Genomic DNA, 17,177 nt, shown 5'->3' with positions numbered 1-17,177 from the left:
CCGGGTGATCAGCCGTAGGTGTAGAAGCCGGAACCGGCCTTCCGGCCCAGCCGGCCCGCCTCCACCATGCGCTGGAGCAGCGGGGGAGCGGCGTACAGCGGCTCCTTGTACTCGGCGTACATGGAGTTGGCGATGGAGACGATGGTGTCCAGACCGATCAGGTCGGACAGCTTCAGCGGGCCCATCGGGTGGGCGCAGCCCATCTCCATGCCGTTGTCGATGTCCTCACGGCTGGCGATGCCCGACTCGAACATCCGGATCGCCGACAGCAGGTAGGGCACGAGCAGCGCGTTCACCACGAACCCGGAGCGGTCCTGGGCGCGGATGGCGTGCTTGCCCAGCACCTTCTCGGCGAAGAGCTGGGCGCGGCTGAGGGTGCCCTCGGAGGTGGTCAGCGCCGGGATCAGCTCGACCAGCTGCTGCACGGGGGCCGGGTTGAAGAAGTGGATGCCGACGACGTGGTCCGGCCGGGAGGTGGTGACCGCCAGCTTCACCAGCGGGATGGAGGAGGTGTTGGAGGCCAGGATCGCGTCGGGCCGGGTCACCACCTGGTCGAGCACCTGGAAGATCTCGGTCTTGACCTGCTCGTTCTCGACGACGGCCTCGATGACCAGGTCCCGGTCGGCGAACTCGCCGAGGTCGGTGGTGAAGCTCAGGCGGGCCTGGGTGGAGTCCCGGTCCTCCTCGGTGATCTTGCCGCGTTCGGCCGCCTTGCCCAGGGAGTTGAACAGCCGGGTGCGGCCGATCTCCAGGGCCTCGCCGGTGGTCTCGGCGACCTTCACGTCCAGTCCCGCACGGGCGCACACCTCGGCGATGCCCGCGCCCATCTGGCCGCAGCCCACGACTCCGACGCGCGCAATGTCTCCCCCTGGGATGCCCGTCACATCGTCCCCTTCGCTTCTCCGGCTCGCTCGGCAGGCCTCCGGGTTCGGAGCCTGCTCCGATCGTGCACGTTACCGCCAAGTATCGATGATCGATCGTCCGGGTGGGGCCATTCTGGAGCACGAGACGATCCGTGACGAGGCGGATCCGAAGCGTACGGGGGTGTGCGCATGGGACGCATGTCACGGCGGTCCTTCACGCTGGCCGCGCTGTCCACCCTGGCCACGGAACCGGCCTGGGCCGGGAGCGCCGCCGGACCCGCGCCCGGCGACGCGGTGGGAGCCGACGGTCCGGTGCCGGGCGCGCACCCGGTCCCGGGCCACCCGGCGCGCGGGGCCGCCGAGATGCGCGGCGTGTGGCTCGCGACGGTCGCCAACCGGGACTGGCCCTCGCGGCCCGGCCTGCCGGCGGCCACCCAGCGCAAGGAGCTGATCGCCCACCTCGACCACGCGGTCCGCCGCCGGCTCAACACGGTCGTCCTCCAGGTACGGCCCACCGCCGACGCCCTGTGGCCGTCGCCCTACGAGCCCTGGTCCGAGTACCTGACCGGCGCCCAGGGCCGTCACCCCGGCTGGGACCCCCTGGGCACCGCCGTGCGCGAGGCGCACGCCCGGGGCCTGCGGCTGCACGCCTGGTTCAACCCGTACCGGATCGCCGAGCACACCGATCCCGGCCGGCTGGTCCCCTCCCACCCGGCCCGCAGGCACCCGGACTGGGTGGTGCCCTACGGCGGCCGGATGTACTACAACCCGGGCCTGCCCGAGGTGCGGGCCTTCGTGCGGCGGGCCGTGCTCGACGCGGTCGCCCGCTACCCCGTCGACGCCGTCCACTTCGACGACTACTTCTACCCCTATCCGGTCGCCGGCCAGACCTTCGACGACGACGACGCCTACGACCGCCACGGCGGTGCCTTCCCCGGCCGGGCCGCCTGGCGGCGGGACAACATCGACCGGCTGGTGCGCGGTACGGCGGCGGACATCCGGCGCGTGCGGCCCGGCACCCGGTTCGGCATCAGCCCCTTCGGGGTGTGGCGCAACGCCGCCACCGACGCGCGCGGCTCCGAGACGCGGGCGGGGGTGCAGACGTACGACGACCTGTACGCGGACACCCGCAAGTGGGTCCGCGGCAACTGGATCGACTACGTGGTGCCGCAGCTCTACTGGCACATCGGGTACGCCGCCGCCGATTACGCGGAGCTGATCGCCTGGTGGGCGGAGGTCGCCCGGGGCAGCCGGACGCGGCTGTACGCCGGCGAGGCCCTGTACAAGGCGGGCGCCGCCGGAGAGCCCTCCGAGTGGCAGGACCCGGTCGAGCTGTCGCGGCACCTCACCCTCGCCGCGCGCCACCCGCAGGTGCGCGGGCACGTCTTCTTCGCCGCCAAGGAGGTCGCGCAGGACCCGGTTGGGGCGATGGCACGGGTGGTCGCCGACCACTACCGGTGGCCGGCGGCCCCACCGGGCTGACCTACTGCTGCGTCCGGTCCTGCGGATGACGGACCTCGCAGTCGGGGCCGGGGGACATCACGGCCTCCCGCCCGTCCGCGAAACGGACCCGGTAGGGCGGATCGCCCCCCTGGCCCAGCACCTCGACGACTTCCGTGACCTGGTCGTGCTGGCCCACCACCCTGCCGTGCTGGACCAGGTGGTCGCCCTTGGCTGCGTGCATGGACGGGCCCTCCTCACGATCACGACCGCTGGGTGACGGCGATGCACACGAGCACCGCGACGGCGGTGAGCGGAGCGGCCGCCGTGAAGCGCTCGCCCAGCAGCAGCGCCGACCACACCAGTGTGAGCAGGGGCTGTGCCAACTGCAACTGGCTGGCCCGGGGGATGCCGATGGCGGCCATGCCCCGGTACCAGACGACGAGACCGAGGAACTGCGAACCCAGCGCCACCCACAGCAGCCCGGCGACGCCGTGCCCGGTGAGGTGTGCGGGCTCGTACGCCAGCGCTAGCGCGGCGGCCGGCAGGCTGAGCGGCAGGCACAGCACGAGCGCCCAGCCGATGACCTGCCAGCCCGGCATGACCCGGGCCAGCCGGCCGCCCTCGGTGTAGCCGGCCGCGCACACCAGCAGGGCCGCGAAGAGGTAACCGTCGGCCACGGTGAGCGTGCCGCCGCTCTGGGCGAGGGTGAAGGCGATCACGGCCACCGCGCCGGCGACGGCCGCCAGCCAGAACCGCCGGGAGGGGCGGGTGCCGGTACGCAGGGCCGAGAACACGGCGGTGGTCAGCGGCAGCAGCCCGACCACCACGGCCGCGTGCGCGGTGGTGGAGGTCTCCAGGGCGAGCGTGGTCAGCATCGGGAAGCCCAGCACCACACCGGCGGCCACGACGGCCAGTCCCGCGAGGTGACGGCGGTCCGGGAGCCGTACCCGCAAGGCCAGCAGGCAACCGCCGGCGACGACCGCGGCCAGGACCCCGCGCACCGCCACCAGGGACCAGGGGCCGAAGCTCTCCAGGCCCCAGGCCGTCGCGGGGAACGTCAGGGAGAAGGCGACCACCCCGAGGGCGGCCTGGAGGGTGCCGAGCCCCCCGGACTCCCGGGGAGCGGCGGGAGCGGTGACCGCTATCGGGCTCGTCGCAGTAGCGCTACTCTGGGTTCTCATGCATCAGCGTAGCAGTGAGGCAGAGCTGGCCGAAGAGTTGCGGCGGGAGCTCGACCGCTATCCCGTCGGTGGAAAGCTGCCGTCGAGCCGGGCGCTCGTCGAACGGTTCCGGGTGAGCCCGGTGACCGTCTCCCGGGCCCTCGCCCGGCTCGCGGCAGAGGGCCTCGTGGTCACCCGGCCCGGCGCCGGCGCCTTCCGGGCCCGGCCGACGGCCGGGCAGGCGGCCACCGGGGACACCTCCTGGCAGGAGGTCGCGCTGAGCGCCGACGCCGCCGCCGACCTCGTGCCGCGCACGGTGGACGCCGCCGGGGTCACCGTCTCGCTGGCCGCCCCGCCGCCCGGGGTACTGGAGTTCAACGGCGGCTACCTCCACCCCTCCCTCCAGCCGGAGCGGGCCATGGCGGCGGCCCTGGCCCGGGCCGGGCGGCGCCCCGGCGCCTGGGGGAGACCGCCGCTGGAGGGGCTGCCGGAACTGCGCGAGTGGTTCGCGCGGGGGATCGGCGGCGCCGTCACCGCCGCCGAGGTGCTGATCGCGGCGGGCGGCCAGGCCGCGCTGGCCACCGCCCTGCGCGCGCTCGCCCCGCCGGGCGCCCCGGTCCTCGTGGAGTCGCCGACCTACCCGGGCATGCTCGCACTGGCCCGCGCCGCCGGCCTGCGCCCCGTCCCGGTGCCCGTCGACCCCGACGGGGTGCGCCCCGCCCTGCTCGCCGACGCCTTCCGGGCCACCGGCGCCCGGGTCTTCGTCTGCCAGCCGCTGTTCCAGAACCCGACCGGCGCCGTGCTGGCGCCCGACCGGCGCGGCGAGGTGCTGCGCATCGCCCGCGAGGCCGGCGCGTTCGTCGTCGAGGACGACTTCGTCCGCCGGCTGGTGCACGCCGACGCCGGACCGCTGCCCCGCCCGCTGGCCGCCGACGACCCGGACGGCGTGGTCGTGCACGTCGGCTCGCTCACCAAGGCCACCTCACCCAGCTTCCGGGTCAGCGCCCTGGCCGCGCACGGCCCGGTGCTGGAGCGGCTGCGGGCCATCCAGGTCGTGGACAGCTTCTTCGTGCCCCGGCCGCTCCAGGAGGCCGCCCTGGAACTGGTCGGCTCCCCGGCCTGGCCGCGCCATCTGCGGGCGCTCTCGGCCGAGCTGCGCACCCGCCGGGACGCCATGACCGGCGCGCTCGCCCGGCACCTGCCCGAGCTCGCCCTGCCGCACGTCCCGTCCGGCGGCTACCACCTGTGGGTGCGGCTGCCCGACGGCGGCGGGGGCAACGCTCCGGCGCTCGGCTCCGGGACGGAGGCGGCGCTGGCCGCCGCGGCCCTCCGCGCGGGCGTGGCCCTGACCCCCGGCCGCCCCTACTTCAGCGCCGAGCCCCCCGCCGCGCACCTCCGCCTGAGCTTCGCCGCGGTCGCCGGCACCGGCGAGATCGCGGAGGGGGTGCGGCGGCTCCGGGCGGCCTGCGACGAGGTGCTGGGCGGCCCGCCCGGACCGGGTCCGTCGTGATCCTCCGACAACTCCCGGGTAACCCCTCTTGACCTGCTCCGCCGAGCGGCCCACCATCACCGCATGCCACTGAGGGTCACGTTCGTCGCCGCCGCGCGCAGTGCCACCCCGCCCGCGGAGCGTTTCGAGGACGACCGGCCGCTGGACGGGGCCGGCTGGGACGAGGTGCGGCGCGTCGCCGGGGACCTGCTGCCGCTGGCGGCGGCCGAGCTGCGCTACTGCTCGCCGACCCCGCGCAGCCGGGCCACCGGCGACGCCCTGGGGTACGCCCCGCTGGTCCAGCCGGCGCTGCGCGACTGTGCCATGGGCCGCTGGCGCGGACTGACGCTGGGCGAGGCGATGGCCCGGGAACCGGCGGCCGTGGACGCCTGGCTGGCCGATCCGTGGTCCACCCCGCACGGCGGCGAGTCCCTGCTGGTGTTCATCTCCCGGGTGGGCGGCTGGCTGGACACCCGGCCGGCGGACGACGGTGGCCGGATCGTCGCGGTGGCCGAACCGTCGGTCATCCGCGCGGCCCTCGTCTATGCCCTGAAGGCGCCCCCGTCGAGCTACTGGAACATCGACGTCCGCCCGCTGTCCACGACCACGGTCACCGGCCGCGCGGGCCGCTGGAACCTCCGCCTGGACGGGGGCGGCCCTCAGGCCTCACGCGCGTAGTCGGTGACGAGGACCAGGTCCTTCGCCGGTCCGCCGACCCGCCAGACCGTGCGCCAGTGGCCGGCGTCCCGGACGGTGAACTCGCCCCGGTAGAGGTCGGCCGCGCAGGGATGGTCGGCGACGTACCGCCCGGAGGTCAGGTCCAGCGCGTGGAAGGGCCGCCCGTCCGCGAACCGCACGTCCACCCGGCCCGGCGTGGGCCCCGGCAGGAACCGCAGGGTGCGGGTGGCCGGCCGGGCCACGCCCCGCCAGGTGAAGGTGCCGGACTCGGTGTGCAGCAGCCCCCCGCCGTCCAGCGGGCCGAAGACGGTCTCCCCGGTGAAGCGTCCCGTGTCCCCGCTCGCCAGGTCCCGCACGCTCCGCTCGGTCCGCCAGCGTCCGGCGAGGTGGGCCAGCAGGTCGGCCACGGGCCAGAACTCGTCCATCGTCTCCCTCTCCGCCCGCGCCTCCGGCGCATTCCATCACCCCGTCCGGGGTCAGGGGGAGGCGGGGGCGCCGTCCGCGGGCCGTTCTCCGGCCGGCAGCAGCCCGCGCTCGGCGAACACCTTCTTCGCGACGAAGGTGGCGTTCAGCGCCCGGGGGAAACCGCAGTATCCGGCCGAGTGCAGCAGCGCCTCCACGATCTGCTCCGGGGTGAGACCCACGTTGAGCGCCGCGTTGACGTGCACCTCCAGCTGGGGCTCGCAGCCGCCGAGCGCGGTCAGCATGCCCAGGGTGACCAACTGGCGGTCCCGGGGCGCGAGCTGGGGGCGGGCGTAGATCTCGCCGAACCCCCAGGCGACGATCTGGTGCCCCAGCTCGGGGCTGATGTCCGCGAGGGAGTCGACGACCCGCCGCCCGGCCTCGCCGTCGACGGAGTCCAGTACTTCGAGGCCGTGGGCGAAACGCTCGTCACGGGTGGTGCCGCGCTGGTTGCTCATGACCGGAACCGTAGGAGTTGGAGCACACTCCAGGTCAAGTGCGGCGCCCGCCGACGGCACCCGGGCGCCCGGATGTGCCACCATCGTCCGGTGCCGAGTCGCCCGCTGCCCCGCCAGATCACGGTGTTCGCCCTGGTCGGTGTGGTCAACACGGCCACCTACTACGGGCTCTATCTGCTGTTCCTCACCCGGCTGCCGTATCTCGCCGCGCACACGCTGGCGTTCGCGCTCAGCATGACCGGCTCCTTCTTCCTGAACGCCCGCTTCACCTACCGGACCCGGCCGACCTGGCGGAAGTTCCTGCTGTTCCCGCTGACGAACGCCACCAACTTCGTGATCACGACGGCCGGGGTCTACGTGATCGCCGACGTCCTGCGCGCCGGGCACCGCTTCGCCCCGCTCCTGGCCTCGGCGGCGGCGATCCCGGTGACGTTCGTCGTCTCCCGCCGCGTGATGCTGCCGGCCACGCGCCCCGCCGTGACCGGCGACCCGGGCGGGACGCGCGACACCGCCGACGCCACCGACGCCGCCTGAGCGGGCCCGGTTCCCCGGGTCCGACCGCACCGGCCCCCTGGGCCGGCCTCCCTCGGCCGGCCCCCGGCGGTCGTGCCTCCCCGGGCACCGCGCCCGCCGGACCCTCACCCTGCCCCCCGCTGGCCGCGGCCGGTTTCCCGGGAGTGCGTTGCATAGTCCTGCATAGCTGCGTATAGTCATGCCATCCTGAGGAGGGTGGACATGGCGGTACGTGTGGCGGTGGCCGGAGCGAGCGGATACGCGGGCGGAGAGGTCCTGCGCCTGCTCCTCGCACACCCGGAGGCGGAGATCGGCGCGCTGACCGGCAACTCCAACGCAGGACAGCGGCTCGGCGCGCTCCAGCCGCACCTGCTGCCGCTGGCCGACCGCGTCCTGACCGAGACCACCCCCGAGGCGCTCGCCGGGCACGACGTGGTCTTCCTGGCCCTGCCGCACGGACAGTCCGCGGCCGTCGCCGAACAGCTCGGCCCGGACGTCCTCGTCATCGACATGGGCGCCGACTTCCGGCTGCGCGACCCGGCCGACTGGGAGGCCTTCTACGGCTCCCCGCACGCCGGCACCTGGCCCTACGGCCTCCCCGAACTGCCGGGCGCCCGCACCGCGCTGGAGGGGTCCCGGCGCATCGCGGTGCCCGGCTGCTACCCCACCGCCGTCACCCTCGCCCTGTTCCCGGCCTACGCGGCCCAACTCGCCCGGCCGCAAGCGGTGATCGTCGCCGCGTCCGGCACATCCGGCGCGGGCAAGGCGCCCAAACCGCACCTGCTCGGCAGCGAGGTCATGGGCTCCATGTCGCCGTACGGCGTCGGCGGCGGCCACCGGCACACCCCCGAGATGATCCAGAACCTCAGCGGTGCCGCGGGGGAGCGGGTCGCGGTGTCCTTCACACCGACCCTCGCCCCGATGTCCCGCGGCATCCTCGCCACGTGCAGCGCCGCCGCGCGCGAGGGGGTGACCGCCGAGTCGCTGCGGGCCGCCTACGAGAAGGCCTACGCCGACGAGCCCTTCGTCCACCTGCTGCCCGAGGGCCAGTGGCCCGCCACGGCCTCCGTCTACGGATCCAACACGGTGTCGGTGCAGGTCGCCTACGACGCGGCCGTCGACCGCGTCATCGCGATCAGCGCCATCGACAACCTGACCAAGGGCACCGCGGGCGGCGCCGTCCAGAGCATGAACATCGCCCTCGGTCTTCCCGAGACCACCGGACTTTCCACGATCGGAGTCGCACCGTGAGCGTCACGGCAGCCAAGGGATTCACGGCGGCGGGCATCGCCGCCGGGATCAAGGAGAACGGCAACCCGGACCTGGCCCTCGTGGTCAACGACGGGCCCCGCCGTGCCGCCGCCGGCGTCTTCACCTCCAACCGTGTGAAGGCCGCGCCGGTCCTCTGGTCCGAGCAGGTCCTCAGGAGCGGCCAGGTATCCGCCGTCGTCCTCAACTCCGGCGGTGCCAACGCCTGTACGGGGCCGAAGGGGTTCCAGGACACCCACGCCACCGCGGAGAAGGCCGCCGAGCTGCTCGGCCGCGGCGCCATCGAGGTCGCCGTCTGCTCCACCGGGCTGATCGGCGTGCCGCTCCCCATGGACAAGCTGCTCACCGGCCTGGACACGGCCGCCGCCCAGCTCTCCGAGCACGGCGGCGAGAAGGCGGCCATCGCCATCAAGACCACCGACACCGTCCACAAGACCGCCGTGGTCAGCGGGGACGGCTGGACCGTGGGCGGCATGGCCAAGGGCGCCGGCATGCTCGCGCCGGGCCTCGCCACCATGCTCGTCGTCCTCACCACCGACGCCGACCTCGACAGCGCCACCCTGGACAGGGCGCTGCGGGCCGCCACCCGGGTCACCTTCGACCGCGTCGACTCCGACGGCTGCATGTCCACCAACGACACCGTCCTGCTGCTCGCCTCCGGCTCGGCCGGCGTCACCCCCGGGTACGACGCGTTCGCCGAGGCCGTACGGCAGGTCTGCGACGACCTCGGCCGGCAGCTGATCGGGGACGCCGAGGGCGCCAGCAAGGACATCCGGGTCGAGGTGGTCAACGCCGCGACCGAGGCGGACGCCGTCGAGGTGGGCCGCTCCATCGCCCGCAACAACCTCCTCAAGTGCGCGCTGCACGGCGAGGACCCCAACTGGGGCCGCGTGCTCTCCGCCATCGGCACCACCCGTGCCGCCTTCGAACCCGACCGGCTGAACGTCGCCATCAACGGCGTCTGGGTGTGCAAGAACGGCTCCGTCGGCGAGGACCGCGACCGGGTCGACATGCGCTACCGCGAGGTCCACATCGTCGCCGACCTCGCCGCGGGCGACGAGACCGCGACCATCTGGACCAACGACCTGACCGCCGACTACGTCCACGAGAACAGCGCCTACTCCTCATGAGCACCCGCAAGCACACCGCCCTGCCGAAAGCCCAGATCCTCATCGAGGCGCTGCCCTGGCTGACCCGGCACCACGGCAAGACCGTCGTCATCAAGTTCGGCGGCAACGCCATGGTGGACGAGGAGCTGAAGGCCGCGTTCGCCCAGGACGTCGTCTTCCTGCGGCACGCCGGCCTCAAGCCGGTCGTCGTGCACGGCGGCGGCCCCCAGATCAGCGCCGCCCTCGACCGGCACGGCATCGTCAGCGAGTTCAAGGCCGGCCTGCGCGTCACCACCGAGGACGCCATGGACGTCGTACGGATGGTCCTCGCCGGGCAGGTGCAGCGCGAACTGGTCGGCCTGCTCAACCGGCACGGCCCGCTCGCCGTCGGCATCACCGGCGAGGACGCCCACACCATCACCGCGACCCGGCACACCCCCGAGATCGACGGCGAACTCGTCGACATCGGACGGGTCGGCGAGATCACCGCCATCGACACCGGCGCGATCGAGGCGCTGCTGGCCGACGGCCGCGTCCCGGTCGTGTCCTCCGTCGCCCGCTCCCAGGACGACGGACACGTCTACAACGTCAACGCCGACACGGCCGCCGCGGCGCTCGCCGCGGCACTGGGCGCCGAGACCCTGATGGTCCTCACCGACGTCGAGGGCCTCTACGAGGACTGGCCGCGCTCCGACGAGGTGATCAGCCGCCTCACCGCCTCCCAGCTGGAGAAGCTGCTGCCCGACCTGAGCGCCGGCATGGTGCCGAAGATGGAGGGCTGCCTGCACGCCGTGCGCAACGGCGTGACGACCGCCCGCGTCATCGACGGCCGGGTCCAGCACTCGATCCTGCTGGAGATCTTCACCGACGAGGGCATCGGCACCATGGTCGTGCCGGACGAACAGGGGGAGTCATGAGCAACCAGGAGCTGACCGCGCGCTGGCAGGGCGCGCTCATGAACAACTACGGCACCCCGCGCCTGCCCCTCGTCCGCGGCGCGGGCCTGAAGGTGTGGGACACCGACGGCCGGGAGTACCTCGACTTCGTCGGCGGCATCGCCACCAACGCCCTCGGCCACGCCCACCCCGCGATCGTCGAGGCCGTCAGCGGCCAGATCGCCTCCCTCGGCCACATCTCCAACTTCTTCATGGCCGAGCCCACCGTCGCCCTCGCCGAACGGCTCCTGACGCTCTTCGGCCGGGAAGGGCGCGTCTTCTTCTGCAACTCCGGCGCCGAGGCCAACGAGGCCGCCTTCAAGATCGGCCGGCTCACCGGGCGCACCCACATGGTCGCCACCGGCGGCGGCTTCCACGGCCGTACGATGGGCGCCCTCGCGCTCACCGGGCAGCCCGCCAAGCAGGACCCGTTCCTGCCGCTGCCCGGCGACGTCACCCACGTGCCCTACGGCGACGCCCAGGCGCTGGCCGCCGCGGTCACCGAGGACACCGCCCTGGTCATCCTCGAACCCGTCCAGGGTGAGAACGGTGTGGTCGTGCCCCCGGCCGGCTACCTGAAGGCCGCGCGCGCCATCACCGCCGCCACCGGCGCCCTGCTCGTCCTGGACGAGGTGCAGACCGGCGTCGGCCGCTCCGGCAACTGGTTCGCCTACCAGGCCCACGAGGGCGTCCTCCCCGACGTCGTCACCCTCGCCAAGCAGCTCGGCGGCGGACTCCCGCTCGGCGCCACCGTCGCCTTCGGCCGGGCCGCCGAACTGCTCCGGCCCGGCCACCACGGCACGACGTTCGGCGGCAACCCCGTCGCCTGCGCCGCCGGGCTCGCCGTCCTCGACACCATCGCCGACGAGGGCCTGCTCGACAACGTCAAACGGCAGGGCGAGCGGCTGCGCGACGGCATCGAGTCCCTCGACCACCCGCTGATCGCCCACGTCCGGGGCACGGGCCTGCTCCTGGGTATCGTGCTCACCGGGCCGCGCGCACCCCAGGTGCAGCAGGCGGCCCAGGAGGCCGGGTTCCTGGTGAACGCGCCCGTCCCCGACGTCGTACGGCTCATGCCGCCGCTGAACCTCCGCGACGACGAGGCGGGTGCCCTGCTCCAGGCACTGCCCGGCATCCTCGAGCACGCGAACGGGGACGGACGATCCGGGGAATGAGACGACGATGAGCCACGGCCACGCGCAGGACCACGACCAGGCGGCGGGAGCCGGACCGGGCGTGCCGCAGACCCGCACCGCACGGCACGGCCGGATCGTGGACATCCTCAACCGGCAGCCCGTGCGGTCGCAGAGCCAGCTGGCGAAGCTGCTCGCCGACGACGGGCTCAGCGTCACGCAGGCGACCCTCTCCCGGGACCTCGACGAACTGAACGCGGTCAAGATCCGCAACGCCGACGGTGACCTGATCTACGCGGTGCCCAGCGAGGGCGGCTTCCGTACGCCGCGGGCGCCGCTGGGCGGATCGGCGAAGGAGGAGCGGATGCGGCGCCTGTCGCAGGAGCTGCTGATCTCCGCGGAGGCCTCGGCGAACCTGGTCGTCCTGCGTACGCCGCCCGGCGCGGCCCAGTTCCTCGCCTCGGCGATCGACCAGGCCGAACTGCACGACATCCTCGGCACCATCGCCGGGGACGACACGTTGCTGCTGATCAGCCGGGACCCGAGCGGGGGGCAGGCGCTGGCGGACCACCTGCTGCGGCTGGCCCAGAACAGCCACTGAACGCTCCGCGGGGGGCGGGGGCAGGAGGGCGGGGGGGCTTGGGGTGGCGGTTCGTTGCCGGGTGGCGGGTCCGTGGGGGCCGGTCGCGCAGTTCCTCGCGCCCCTGGGGAGGCGGGCGTGCGTTGGTCTCTCGCGCCCCCGAGGGAGTCAGCCGAGTTTTGTGGGGAGGCCGGCTGTGCAGCGGACCTCGTCGCCCGCCGTGATCAGCAGGGCCTCCACGTCCGGGAGGGACTCCAACCAGGTCAGGGCCGCCCGTGAGCCCATGGCGAAGGCAGCCGTGGCCCAGCAGTCGGTCCAGGTCAGCCGGGGCCCGACCACGGTCACGGCGACCAGGTCGGTCACAGCTGGCCGGCCCGTGCGCGGGTCGATGATGTGCGCGCCCCGCTCCGCCGTACCGGACGTCGCCACCGACAGCTCCGCCGCCCCGGCCGCGGAGATCACCGCCGCCAGCCCGCCGGGCCGCAGCGGATCGGCCACCCCGGCCCGCCAGGGCCGCCGGGGTCCCGGCGCGCCGAGCATCTGCACGTCGCCGCCCCCGTTGACGCTGACCCCGCACACCCCCTCGACGGCGCCGATCAGCCGGGCCGCGCGTTCGGCGGCCCAGCCCTTGACGATCCCGGTGGGGTCCAGGGAACCCTGGTACAGCGTGCTGAACCAGCCCTCGCTCACCCGTTCCGCCTCGGCGGCCAGCTCCAGCACCTCGGCCACCTCGGGAGCGCACCGGGCGATCTCCAGCTCACCCCGGGCCAGCCGGGACAGCTCGCTGTCCTCCCGGTAGGTGCTGAACAGCGTGTCCGCCCGGTGCAGTCCGGCGACGGCCTCGGCGAGCGCCGCCCGGACCGCGGCCGGTTCCCCGCCGCGGACGTCGAAGGAGAAGACGGTTCCCATGACCTCCTCCGCGTGCCGCACCGCGGCGGGGGTCTGCGCCGGCCCGGTCACCGTGTCAGTCACCGGCCTGGTCCAGGGCGGACTGGAGTGAGGTGCGGTAGCCCTGGCTGGTGTAGGTGGCGCCGGAGACGGTGTCGATGTGGGCGGTGCCGGTGGTGACGGCTTCCTGGTTGAGGCGGGGGACGGCGAGCTGGGTCTTCTGGTCGCTGAGTCCGCCCTTGGGTGCCTGGACGGCCTCGGCTTTGGTGATCTTGCCGTCGGTGACGGTGATGCGTACCTGTACGGCCCCGTACTGGGTCTGCGCGGCCTTCCCGGTGACCGTCCGGGCCTGTGCCCGGCCGGTCGCGCCGGAGGACGACGCCGGTTTCACCTGGTCCAGGGCGGACTGGAGTGAGGTGCGGTAGCCCTGGCTGGTGTAGGTGGCGCCGGAGACGGTGTCGATGTGGGCGGTGCCGGTGGTGACGGCTTCCTGGTTGAGGCGGGGGACGGCGAGCTGGGTCTTCTGGTCGCTGAGTCCGCCCTTGGGTGCCTGGATCGCCTCGGCCTTGGTGATCTTGCCGTCGGCGACGGTGATGCGTACCTGCACGGCCCCGTACTGGGTCTGCGCGGCCTTCCCGGTGATCGTGCCGGAGCCCGCCCGGGCCTGCCCGCCGCCCTGCGGCGCCTCCTGCCCCGCCACCGGCTGCCGCGGCGCCGCGCCCGCCGCCGACGCGGTGGCCGGGTCCGACGCGGGTTTCAGCGCCAACAGCAGCACGACACCGGACACGGTCGCCGCCGTCGCCAGCACGACCCGCCGCACGGGATGGCTCTTCCTCATCGCTTCGCTGCTCCGCTCACATCTCGAACGACTCGTGGTGGATGCGGCGGGCGGGTACCCCGGCGCCGCGCAGTGCTTCGTACACCGACTGCGCGAACCCGGGCGGGCCGCACATGAACACGTCGTGCCGGTCGATGTCCGGGATCTTCCGCCGCAGGTTCTCCGCGGAGATGTCCGGCCGCTCGCCCTCCGGGCTGTTCACCGCGTACATCAGCCGGGCGTCCCGCTCGGTGGCGATCGCCGCCAGCTCGTCCCACAGGGCCAGGTCCTGGGTGGTGTTGGCCCGGTAGAGCAGGGTGATGTCGCCGGCGGCGCCGGGCAGCGTCTCGAACAGCGCCCGCATCGGCGTGATGCCCACCCCGCCCGCGACCAGCAGCACCTTGCCCCGGCTGCGGCGCTGGGCGGTGAGCGCGCCGTACGGCCCCTCCGCCCACACCTTCGTCCCGGGCGTCAACTCGCGCAGCCGGGCGCTGTGGTCGCCGATCGCCTTCACGGTGATCCGCAGCATGCCGGGCCGGGGCGCGGCCGACAGGGAGTACGGGTGGGAGCTGAACCGCATGCCGGGGGCCAGGAACCGCCAGCGGAAGAACTGGCCCGCCTCCGCGCCCATCCGGTGCAGCCGCCGGCCGCCGATCAGCACCGACACGATGCCGGGTGTCTCCTCGATGACGGCCTCCACCCGCATGCGGTGCCGCAGGTTGAGGCGGATCGGGGTGAGGACGCGGTACCAGAGGACGAGCGCGGTGACCGCGCCGTACAGCCCGTACCAGAACGTCCTGGCGGCGGGCTGGACCGCGAAGTCGTTGCCCGTGGTGATCTGGTGCCAGAACGTCAGGAACACCGCCGCGTACGTCAGCAGGTGGACGTGGTACCAGGCGTCGTACGGCAGCCGGCGGCGGACCGGGCCCACGGACGACAGGCCGATGACGACGAACAGGCCCGTGCCGATGGCCGCCTTGCTCATGTCCGGCAGGTGTTCGACGGAGTCGACGGTCTGCCGCACGATGTCGCCGAGCGACCTGCCGGCCTGGAGCGCGTACCCCCACATGGTGAGGAAGACGTGCGCGACGATCAGACTGAGCGTGTACCGGCCGCTCATCGCGTGCCAGCGGGCCACCCGGTCGGAGCCGACCCGTCGTTCCAGCGCCGGCACCCGCGCCATCTGGAGCACGACCAGCGCCATCAGGTAGCCGGCCAACAGACCGGTGATCCGGCCCGCGTTGAGGATGCGGCCGGTGTCGTCGCCGATGGCCGGCGTGTCGTGCCACCAGAGCCACAGCACGGCCGCCGCGCCCGCCCAGACGGCGAGCAGCAGCGGGACGGCCGGGGAGCGGCGCGGACGGATGCGGCGCATCGTCTGTCGGCGGGCGGCGCGTCCGCCTGCGAGCGTGGTGGTCACGGTTCCTCCGTGGGGACTTGACCCTTGGCCCACGAATACGTGCCGGGCGCGCCGGGTGTTCAGAGGCCCGCCGAGTCGAGGGCGGACTGGAGGGACCGGCGGTAGCCGTCACTGGTGTACGTGGCCCCCGAGACCGTGTCGATCCGCGCGCTCTGCGCGGTCAGCGCCTCGCGGCGCAGCTGGGGCAGGGCGTAGGCGTTGATCTCCTGGTCGCGCGGGTTGTCCTGCGGGTAGCTGACGGCGGTGACGTCGGTGAGCTCGCCGCCGCCCAGCGTCACCCGCACCCGGACCGGCCCCCAGCGGGTCTCGACGGTGTCCCCGGTGACGGTCCTGGTGCCGGTGGCGGGAGCCCGCGTGGTCCCGGGGGCGGCGCCGGCGGCGCTGCTCGCCGGTGCCGGCGAGGACGTGCCGGCGGCGAGCGCCGGACTGGTGTGCGGCTTCAGCGACAGCAGCAGCACCATCCCGGAGACGGTCGCGGCACTGGCCAGCAGGACGCGGCGGAACGGACGGTTCTTCCTCAGCGGATGCACGGTGTCTGCCTCACAGTTCGAACGACTCGTGGTGGATGCGGCGGTCCGGCACCCCGGCCGCCCGCAGTGCCCCGTACAGATCCCGGGCGAAGCCGTGCGGGCCGCACAGGTACACGTCGTGGCCGGCGAGCCCGGGGAAGGCCGCGCGCAGCGACTCGGCGGACAGGTCCGGGCGCTCGCCGTGCGGGCCGTTCAGCGCGTACCGCACCCGCGCCCCGCGGTGGCGGGCGATCGCCTCCAGTTCGCCGCCCAGCGCCAGGTCCTCGACCGAACGCGCCCGGTACAGCAGGGTGACCTCGCCCGGCAGCGTCTCGAACAGCGCCCGCAGCGGGGTGACGCCGACGCCGGCCGCGATCAACAGGGTGGGCCGCCCGCCGGCCCGGTCGGCGGTCAGCGAGCCGTACGGGCCCTCGGCCCACACCCGGGTGCCGGGACGCAGCAGGGAGACGGCGGCGCTGTGGTCGCCGAGCGCCTTGACGGTGATGCGCAGCAGGTCCGGGCGGGGCGGCGCCGACAGGGAGTACGGCGTCGACGTCCGGGCCAGGCCCTCGGCCAGGAACCGCCAGCGGAAGAACTGCCCCGGCCGCGCCCCCAGGCGCTCCAGGTGCCGGCCCCGTACGACGACCGAGTACACCCCCGGCGCCTCCTGGTGCACCGAGTCCACCCGCAGCCGGTGGCGCAGGTTGAGCCGGACGGGGGTGAGGACGCGGAACCACAGCACCAGGGCGGCGACGCCCAGGTACAACGCGTACCAGGCGGCGGTCGCGGCCGGCCGGCCGGTGAACTGCTCGCCCAGCGCGACCTGGTGGCCGAAGACCAGGAAGACGGCCGCGTAGGTGAGCAGGTGGACGTAGTACCAGAACTCGTAGCCGGTGCGGCGGCGCACCGCGCGGGCCGAGGTGACACCGACCGCGAGCAGTACGACGGTCCCGGCGGTCGCCTTGAGCATCTCCGGGTAGTCCAGGACGACGGTCACCGTCTCGTGCCACAGCGAGGCCCGGTCCTGGGCGGCGTACCCGGCGAGGACCAGCACGACGTGCGCGACGAGCAGGCACACCGTGTACCGGCCGGCCATCGCGTGCCAGCGGGCCACCCGGTCCGAACCTATCCGGTTCTCCAGCAGCGGCACCCGGGCCATCAGGCCGACCAGCACCGCGCAGGCGTACCCGCACAGCAGCCCGGCGATCCGCCCGGCCCCGGTCAGCCAGCCGGCCGTGCCGACCACCGACCCGGTGTCCGTCCACCACAGCGCGATCACCGCTGCCGCCCCCGCCCACAGCAGCGCCAGCAGGGCCGCCGCGGGGGAGCGCCGGGCCGTCACCGGCAGGGGCACAGCCGCCCGCCGCGTCTCCACCGTCGTCATCGGTCCTCGTCGTCCCTTCGTCCGTCCTGTCGGCCACTGTGCGGGCCGAACCTCTCAGGGAGCTTTG

General features: G+C 74.0%; 19 protein-coding genes. 9 read left to right on the top strand and 10 right to left on the bottom strand.

Features of this window, described 5'->3' with window-relative positions; all coding sequences use genetic code 11:
• Window positions 1-8: 8 nt before the first annotated feature.
• The gene (locus ACIQVT_RS17250; protein WP_403753528.1) at window positions 9-884 is read right to left on the bottom strand and encodes a 3-hydroxybutyryl-CoA dehydrogenase; all 876 of its coding nucleotides are present in this window, start codon (window positions 882-884) and stop codon (window positions 9-11) included.
• Window positions 885-1,052: 168 nt separating this feature from the next.
• Between ACIQVT_RS17250 and ACIQVT_RS17245 the strand changes: the two genes are divergently transcribed.
• The gene (locus ACIQVT_RS17245) at window positions 1,053-2,345 is read left to right on the top strand and encodes a glycoside hydrolase family 10 protein (RefSeq protein ID WP_403753525.1); all 1,293 of its coding nucleotides are present in this window, start codon (window positions 1,053-1,055) and stop codon (window positions 2,343-2,345) included.
• 1 nt (window position 2,346) lies between these two features.
• On the opposite strand, the gene ACIQVT_RS17240 is transcribed toward ACIQVT_RS17245, so the two are convergent.
• Together ACIQVT_RS17240 and ACIQVT_RS17235 are read right to left on the bottom strand one after the other, a co-directional pair.
• Window positions 2,347-2,547 (bottom strand): DUF1918 domain-containing protein, encoded by a 201-nt coding sequence (locus ACIQVT_RS17240; RefSeq protein WP_403753522.1) that lies wholly within the window; start codon window positions 2,545-2,547, stop codon window positions 2,347-2,349.
• Between the two features lie 19 nt (window positions 2,548-2,566).
• Window positions 2,567-3,487 carry a DMT family transporter gene (locus tag ACIQVT_RS17235; RefSeq protein ID WP_403753519.1) on the bottom strand — a complete coding sequence of 307 codons (921 nt, stop codon included), beginning with the start codon at window positions 3,485-3,487 and terminating at the stop codon, window positions 2,567-2,569.
• Here ACIQVT_RS17235 and ACIQVT_RS17230 point away from each other — a divergent pair.
• Both ACIQVT_RS17230 and ACIQVT_RS17225 read left to right on the top strand, forming a co-directional pair.
• Window positions 3,486-4,976, top strand: coding sequence for a PLP-dependent aminotransferase family protein (locus ACIQVT_RS17230; protein ID WP_403753516.1), 1,491 nt, complete (start codon window positions 3,486-3,488; stop codon window positions 4,974-4,976). The genes ACIQVT_RS17235 and ACIQVT_RS17230 overlap by 2 nt on opposite strands.
• Before the next feature lie 63 nt (window positions 4,977-5,039).
• Window positions 5,040-5,633: a histidine phosphatase family protein gene (locus tag ACIQVT_RS17225; protein WP_403753513.1), complete on the top strand. Its 594-nt coding sequence runs from the start codon at window positions 5,040-5,042 to the stop codon at window positions 5,631-5,633.
• Here ACIQVT_RS17225 and ACIQVT_RS17220 read toward each other — a convergent pair.
• Window positions 5,615-6,058, bottom strand: a complete 444-nt coding sequence (locus ACIQVT_RS17220) for a DUF6314 family protein (protein ID WP_403753510.1) — start codon at window positions 6,056-6,058, stop codon at window positions 5,615-5,617. The two genes, ACIQVT_RS17225 and ACIQVT_RS17220, sit on opposite strands and share 19 nt — an antisense overlap.
• 51 nt (window positions 6,059-6,109) lie before the next feature.
• A complete protein-coding gene (locus ACIQVT_RS17215) occupies window positions 6,110-6,553 on the bottom strand; it encodes a carboxymuconolactone decarboxylase family protein (protein WP_403753507.1) in 444 nt (147 codons plus the stop codon).
• Window positions 6,554-6,643: 90 nt separating this feature from the next.
• Here ACIQVT_RS17215 and ACIQVT_RS17210 point away from each other — a divergent pair, with 90 nt between their 5' ends.
• From ACIQVT_RS17210 to ACIQVT_RS17185, 6 genes are all read left to right on the top strand, one after another.
• Complete coding sequence (locus ACIQVT_RS17210; protein ID WP_403753504.1) at window positions 6,644-7,087, top strand: GtrA family protein; 444 nt, start codon at window positions 6,644-6,646, stop codon at window positions 7,085-7,087.
• A gap of 201 nt (window positions 7,088-7,288) precedes the next feature.
• Window positions 7,289-8,317, top strand: a complete 1,029-nt coding sequence (gene argC, locus ACIQVT_RS17205; RefSeq protein WP_403753501.1) for an N-acetyl-gamma-glutamyl-phosphate reductase — start codon at window positions 7,289-7,291, stop codon at window positions 8,315-8,317.
• Window positions 8,314-9,465: a bifunctional glutamate N-acetyltransferase/amino-acid acetyltransferase ArgJ gene (gene argJ, locus ACIQVT_RS17200; RefSeq protein ID WP_403753498.1), complete on the top strand. Its 1,152-nt coding sequence runs from the start codon at window positions 8,314-8,316 to the stop codon at window positions 9,463-9,465. The genes argC and argJ overlap by 4 nt, the downstream gene beginning before the upstream one ends.
• Window positions 9,462-10,361 (top strand): acetylglutamate kinase, encoded by a 900-nt coding sequence (gene argB / locus ACIQVT_RS17195; RefSeq protein WP_403753495.1) that lies wholly within the window; start codon window positions 9,462-9,464, stop codon window positions 10,359-10,361. Before argJ ends, argB begins: the two co-directional genes overlap by 4 nt.
• Window positions 10,358-11,554, top strand: a complete 1,197-nt coding sequence (locus ACIQVT_RS17190) for an acetylornithine transaminase (protein WP_403753492.1) — start codon at window positions 10,358-10,360, stop codon at window positions 11,552-11,554. The genes argB and ACIQVT_RS17190 overlap by 4 nt, the downstream gene beginning before the upstream one ends.
• A 7-nt stretch (window positions 11,555-11,561) precedes the next feature.
• On the top strand, window positions 11,562-12,113 hold the full coding sequence (locus tag ACIQVT_RS17185) for an arginine repressor (protein WP_403753489.1): 552 nt from the start codon (window positions 11,562-11,564) through the stop codon (window positions 12,111-12,113).
• Between the two features lie 147 nt (window positions 12,114-12,260).
• On the opposite strand, the gene ACIQVT_RS17180 is transcribed toward ACIQVT_RS17185, so the two are convergent.
• The 5 genes from ACIQVT_RS17180 to ACIQVT_RS17160 are packed head-to-tail and all read right to left on the bottom strand — an operon-like array spanning window position 12,261 to window position 17,110.
• On the bottom strand, window positions 12,261-13,064 hold the full coding sequence (locus ACIQVT_RS17180; RefSeq protein ID WP_403753487.1) for an FAD:protein FMN transferase: 804 nt from the start codon (window positions 13,062-13,064) through the stop codon (window positions 12,261-12,263).
• Window positions 13,057-13,818, bottom strand: a complete 762-nt coding sequence (locus ACIQVT_RS17175; RefSeq protein ID WP_403753485.1) for an FMN-binding protein — start codon at window positions 13,816-13,818, stop codon at window positions 13,057-13,059. The genes ACIQVT_RS17180 and ACIQVT_RS17175 overlap by 8 nt, the downstream gene beginning before the upstream one ends.
• Before the next feature lie 16 nt (window positions 13,819-13,834).
• Window positions 13,835-15,217: a ferric reductase-like transmembrane domain-containing protein gene (locus tag ACIQVT_RS17170; protein WP_403753482.1), complete on the bottom strand. Its 1,383-nt coding sequence runs from the start codon at window positions 15,215-15,217 to the stop codon at window positions 13,835-13,837.
• 59 nt (window positions 15,218-15,276) lie between these two features.
• Complete coding sequence (locus tag ACIQVT_RS17165; RefSeq protein WP_403753479.1) at window positions 15,277-15,747, bottom strand: FMN-binding protein; 471 nt, start codon at window positions 15,745-15,747, stop codon at window positions 15,277-15,279.
• Between the two features lie 10 nt (window positions 15,748-15,757).
• The gene (locus ACIQVT_RS17160; RefSeq protein WP_403753476.1) at window positions 15,758-17,110 is read right to left on the bottom strand and encodes a ferric reductase-like transmembrane domain-containing protein; all 1,353 of its coding nucleotides are present in this window, start codon (window positions 17,108-17,110) and stop codon (window positions 15,758-15,760) included.
• Window positions 17,111-17,177: the final 67 nt, after the last annotated feature.

It is taken from the genome of Streptomyces sp. NPDC100445 (assembly GCF_044759735.1).
In the GTDB taxonomy this organism is placed as follows: domain Bacteria; phylum Actinomycetota; class Actinomycetes; order Streptomycetales; family Streptomycetaceae; genus Streptomyces.
The sequence above is the reverse complement of the archived record's forward strand: the minus strand, read 5'-3'. Positions and strand labels throughout refer to the sequence as shown.

Bases quoted from the DNA above. Each gene is read 5' to 3' on its own strand.
- ACIQVT_RS17185 (WP_403753489.1), top strand. From the start codon at position 11,562: ATGAGCCACGGCCACGCGCAGGACCACGACCAGGCGGCGGGAGCCGGA.
- ACIQVT_RS17225 (WP_403753513.1), top strand. From the start codon at position 5,040: ATGCCACTGAGGGTCACGTTCGTCGCCGCCGCGCGCAGTGCCACCCCG.
- ACIQVT_RS17190 (WP_403753492.1), top strand. From the start codon at position 10,358: ATGAGCAACCAGGAGCTGACCGCGCGCTGGCAGGGCGCGCTCATGAAC.
- ACIQVT_RS17240 (WP_403753522.1), bottom strand. From the start codon at position 2,547: ATGCACGCAGCCAAGGGCGACCACCTGGTCCAGCACGGCAGGGTGGTG.
- ACIQVT_RS17230 (WP_403753516.1), top strand. From the start codon at position 3,486: ATGCATCAGCGTAGCAGTGAGGCAGAGCTGGCCGAAGAGTTGCGGCGG.
- ACIQVT_RS17160 (WP_403753476.1), bottom strand. From the start codon at position 17,110: ATGACGACGGTGGAGACGCGGCGGGCGGCTGTGCCCCTGCCGGTGACG.
- argC (WP_403753501.1), top strand. From the start codon at position 7,289: ATGGCGGTACGTGTGGCGGTGGCCGGAGCGAGCGGATACGCGGGCGGA.
- ACIQVT_RS17215 (WP_403753507.1), bottom strand. From the start codon at position 6,553: ATGAGCAACCAGCGCGGCACCACCCGTGACGAGCGTTTCGCCCACGGC.
- ACIQVT_RS17245 (WP_403753525.1), top strand. From the start codon at position 1,053: ATGGGACGCATGTCACGGCGGTCCTTCACGCTGGCCGCGCTGTCCACC.
- ACIQVT_RS17235 (WP_403753519.1), bottom strand. From the start codon at position 3,487: ATGAGAACCCAGAGTAGCGCTACTGCGACGAGCCCGATAGCGGTCACC.
- ACIQVT_RS17175 (WP_403753485.1), bottom strand. From the start codon at position 13,818: ATGAGGAAGAGCCATCCCGTGCGGCGGGTCGTGCTGGCGACGGCGGCG.
- argB (WP_403753495.1), top strand. From the start codon at position 9,462: ATGAGCACCCGCAAGCACACCGCCCTGCCGAAAGCCCAGATCCTCATC.
- ACIQVT_RS17220 (WP_403753510.1), bottom strand. From the start codon at position 6,058: ATGGACGAGTTCTGGCCCGTGGCCGACCTGCTGGCCCACCTCGCCGGA.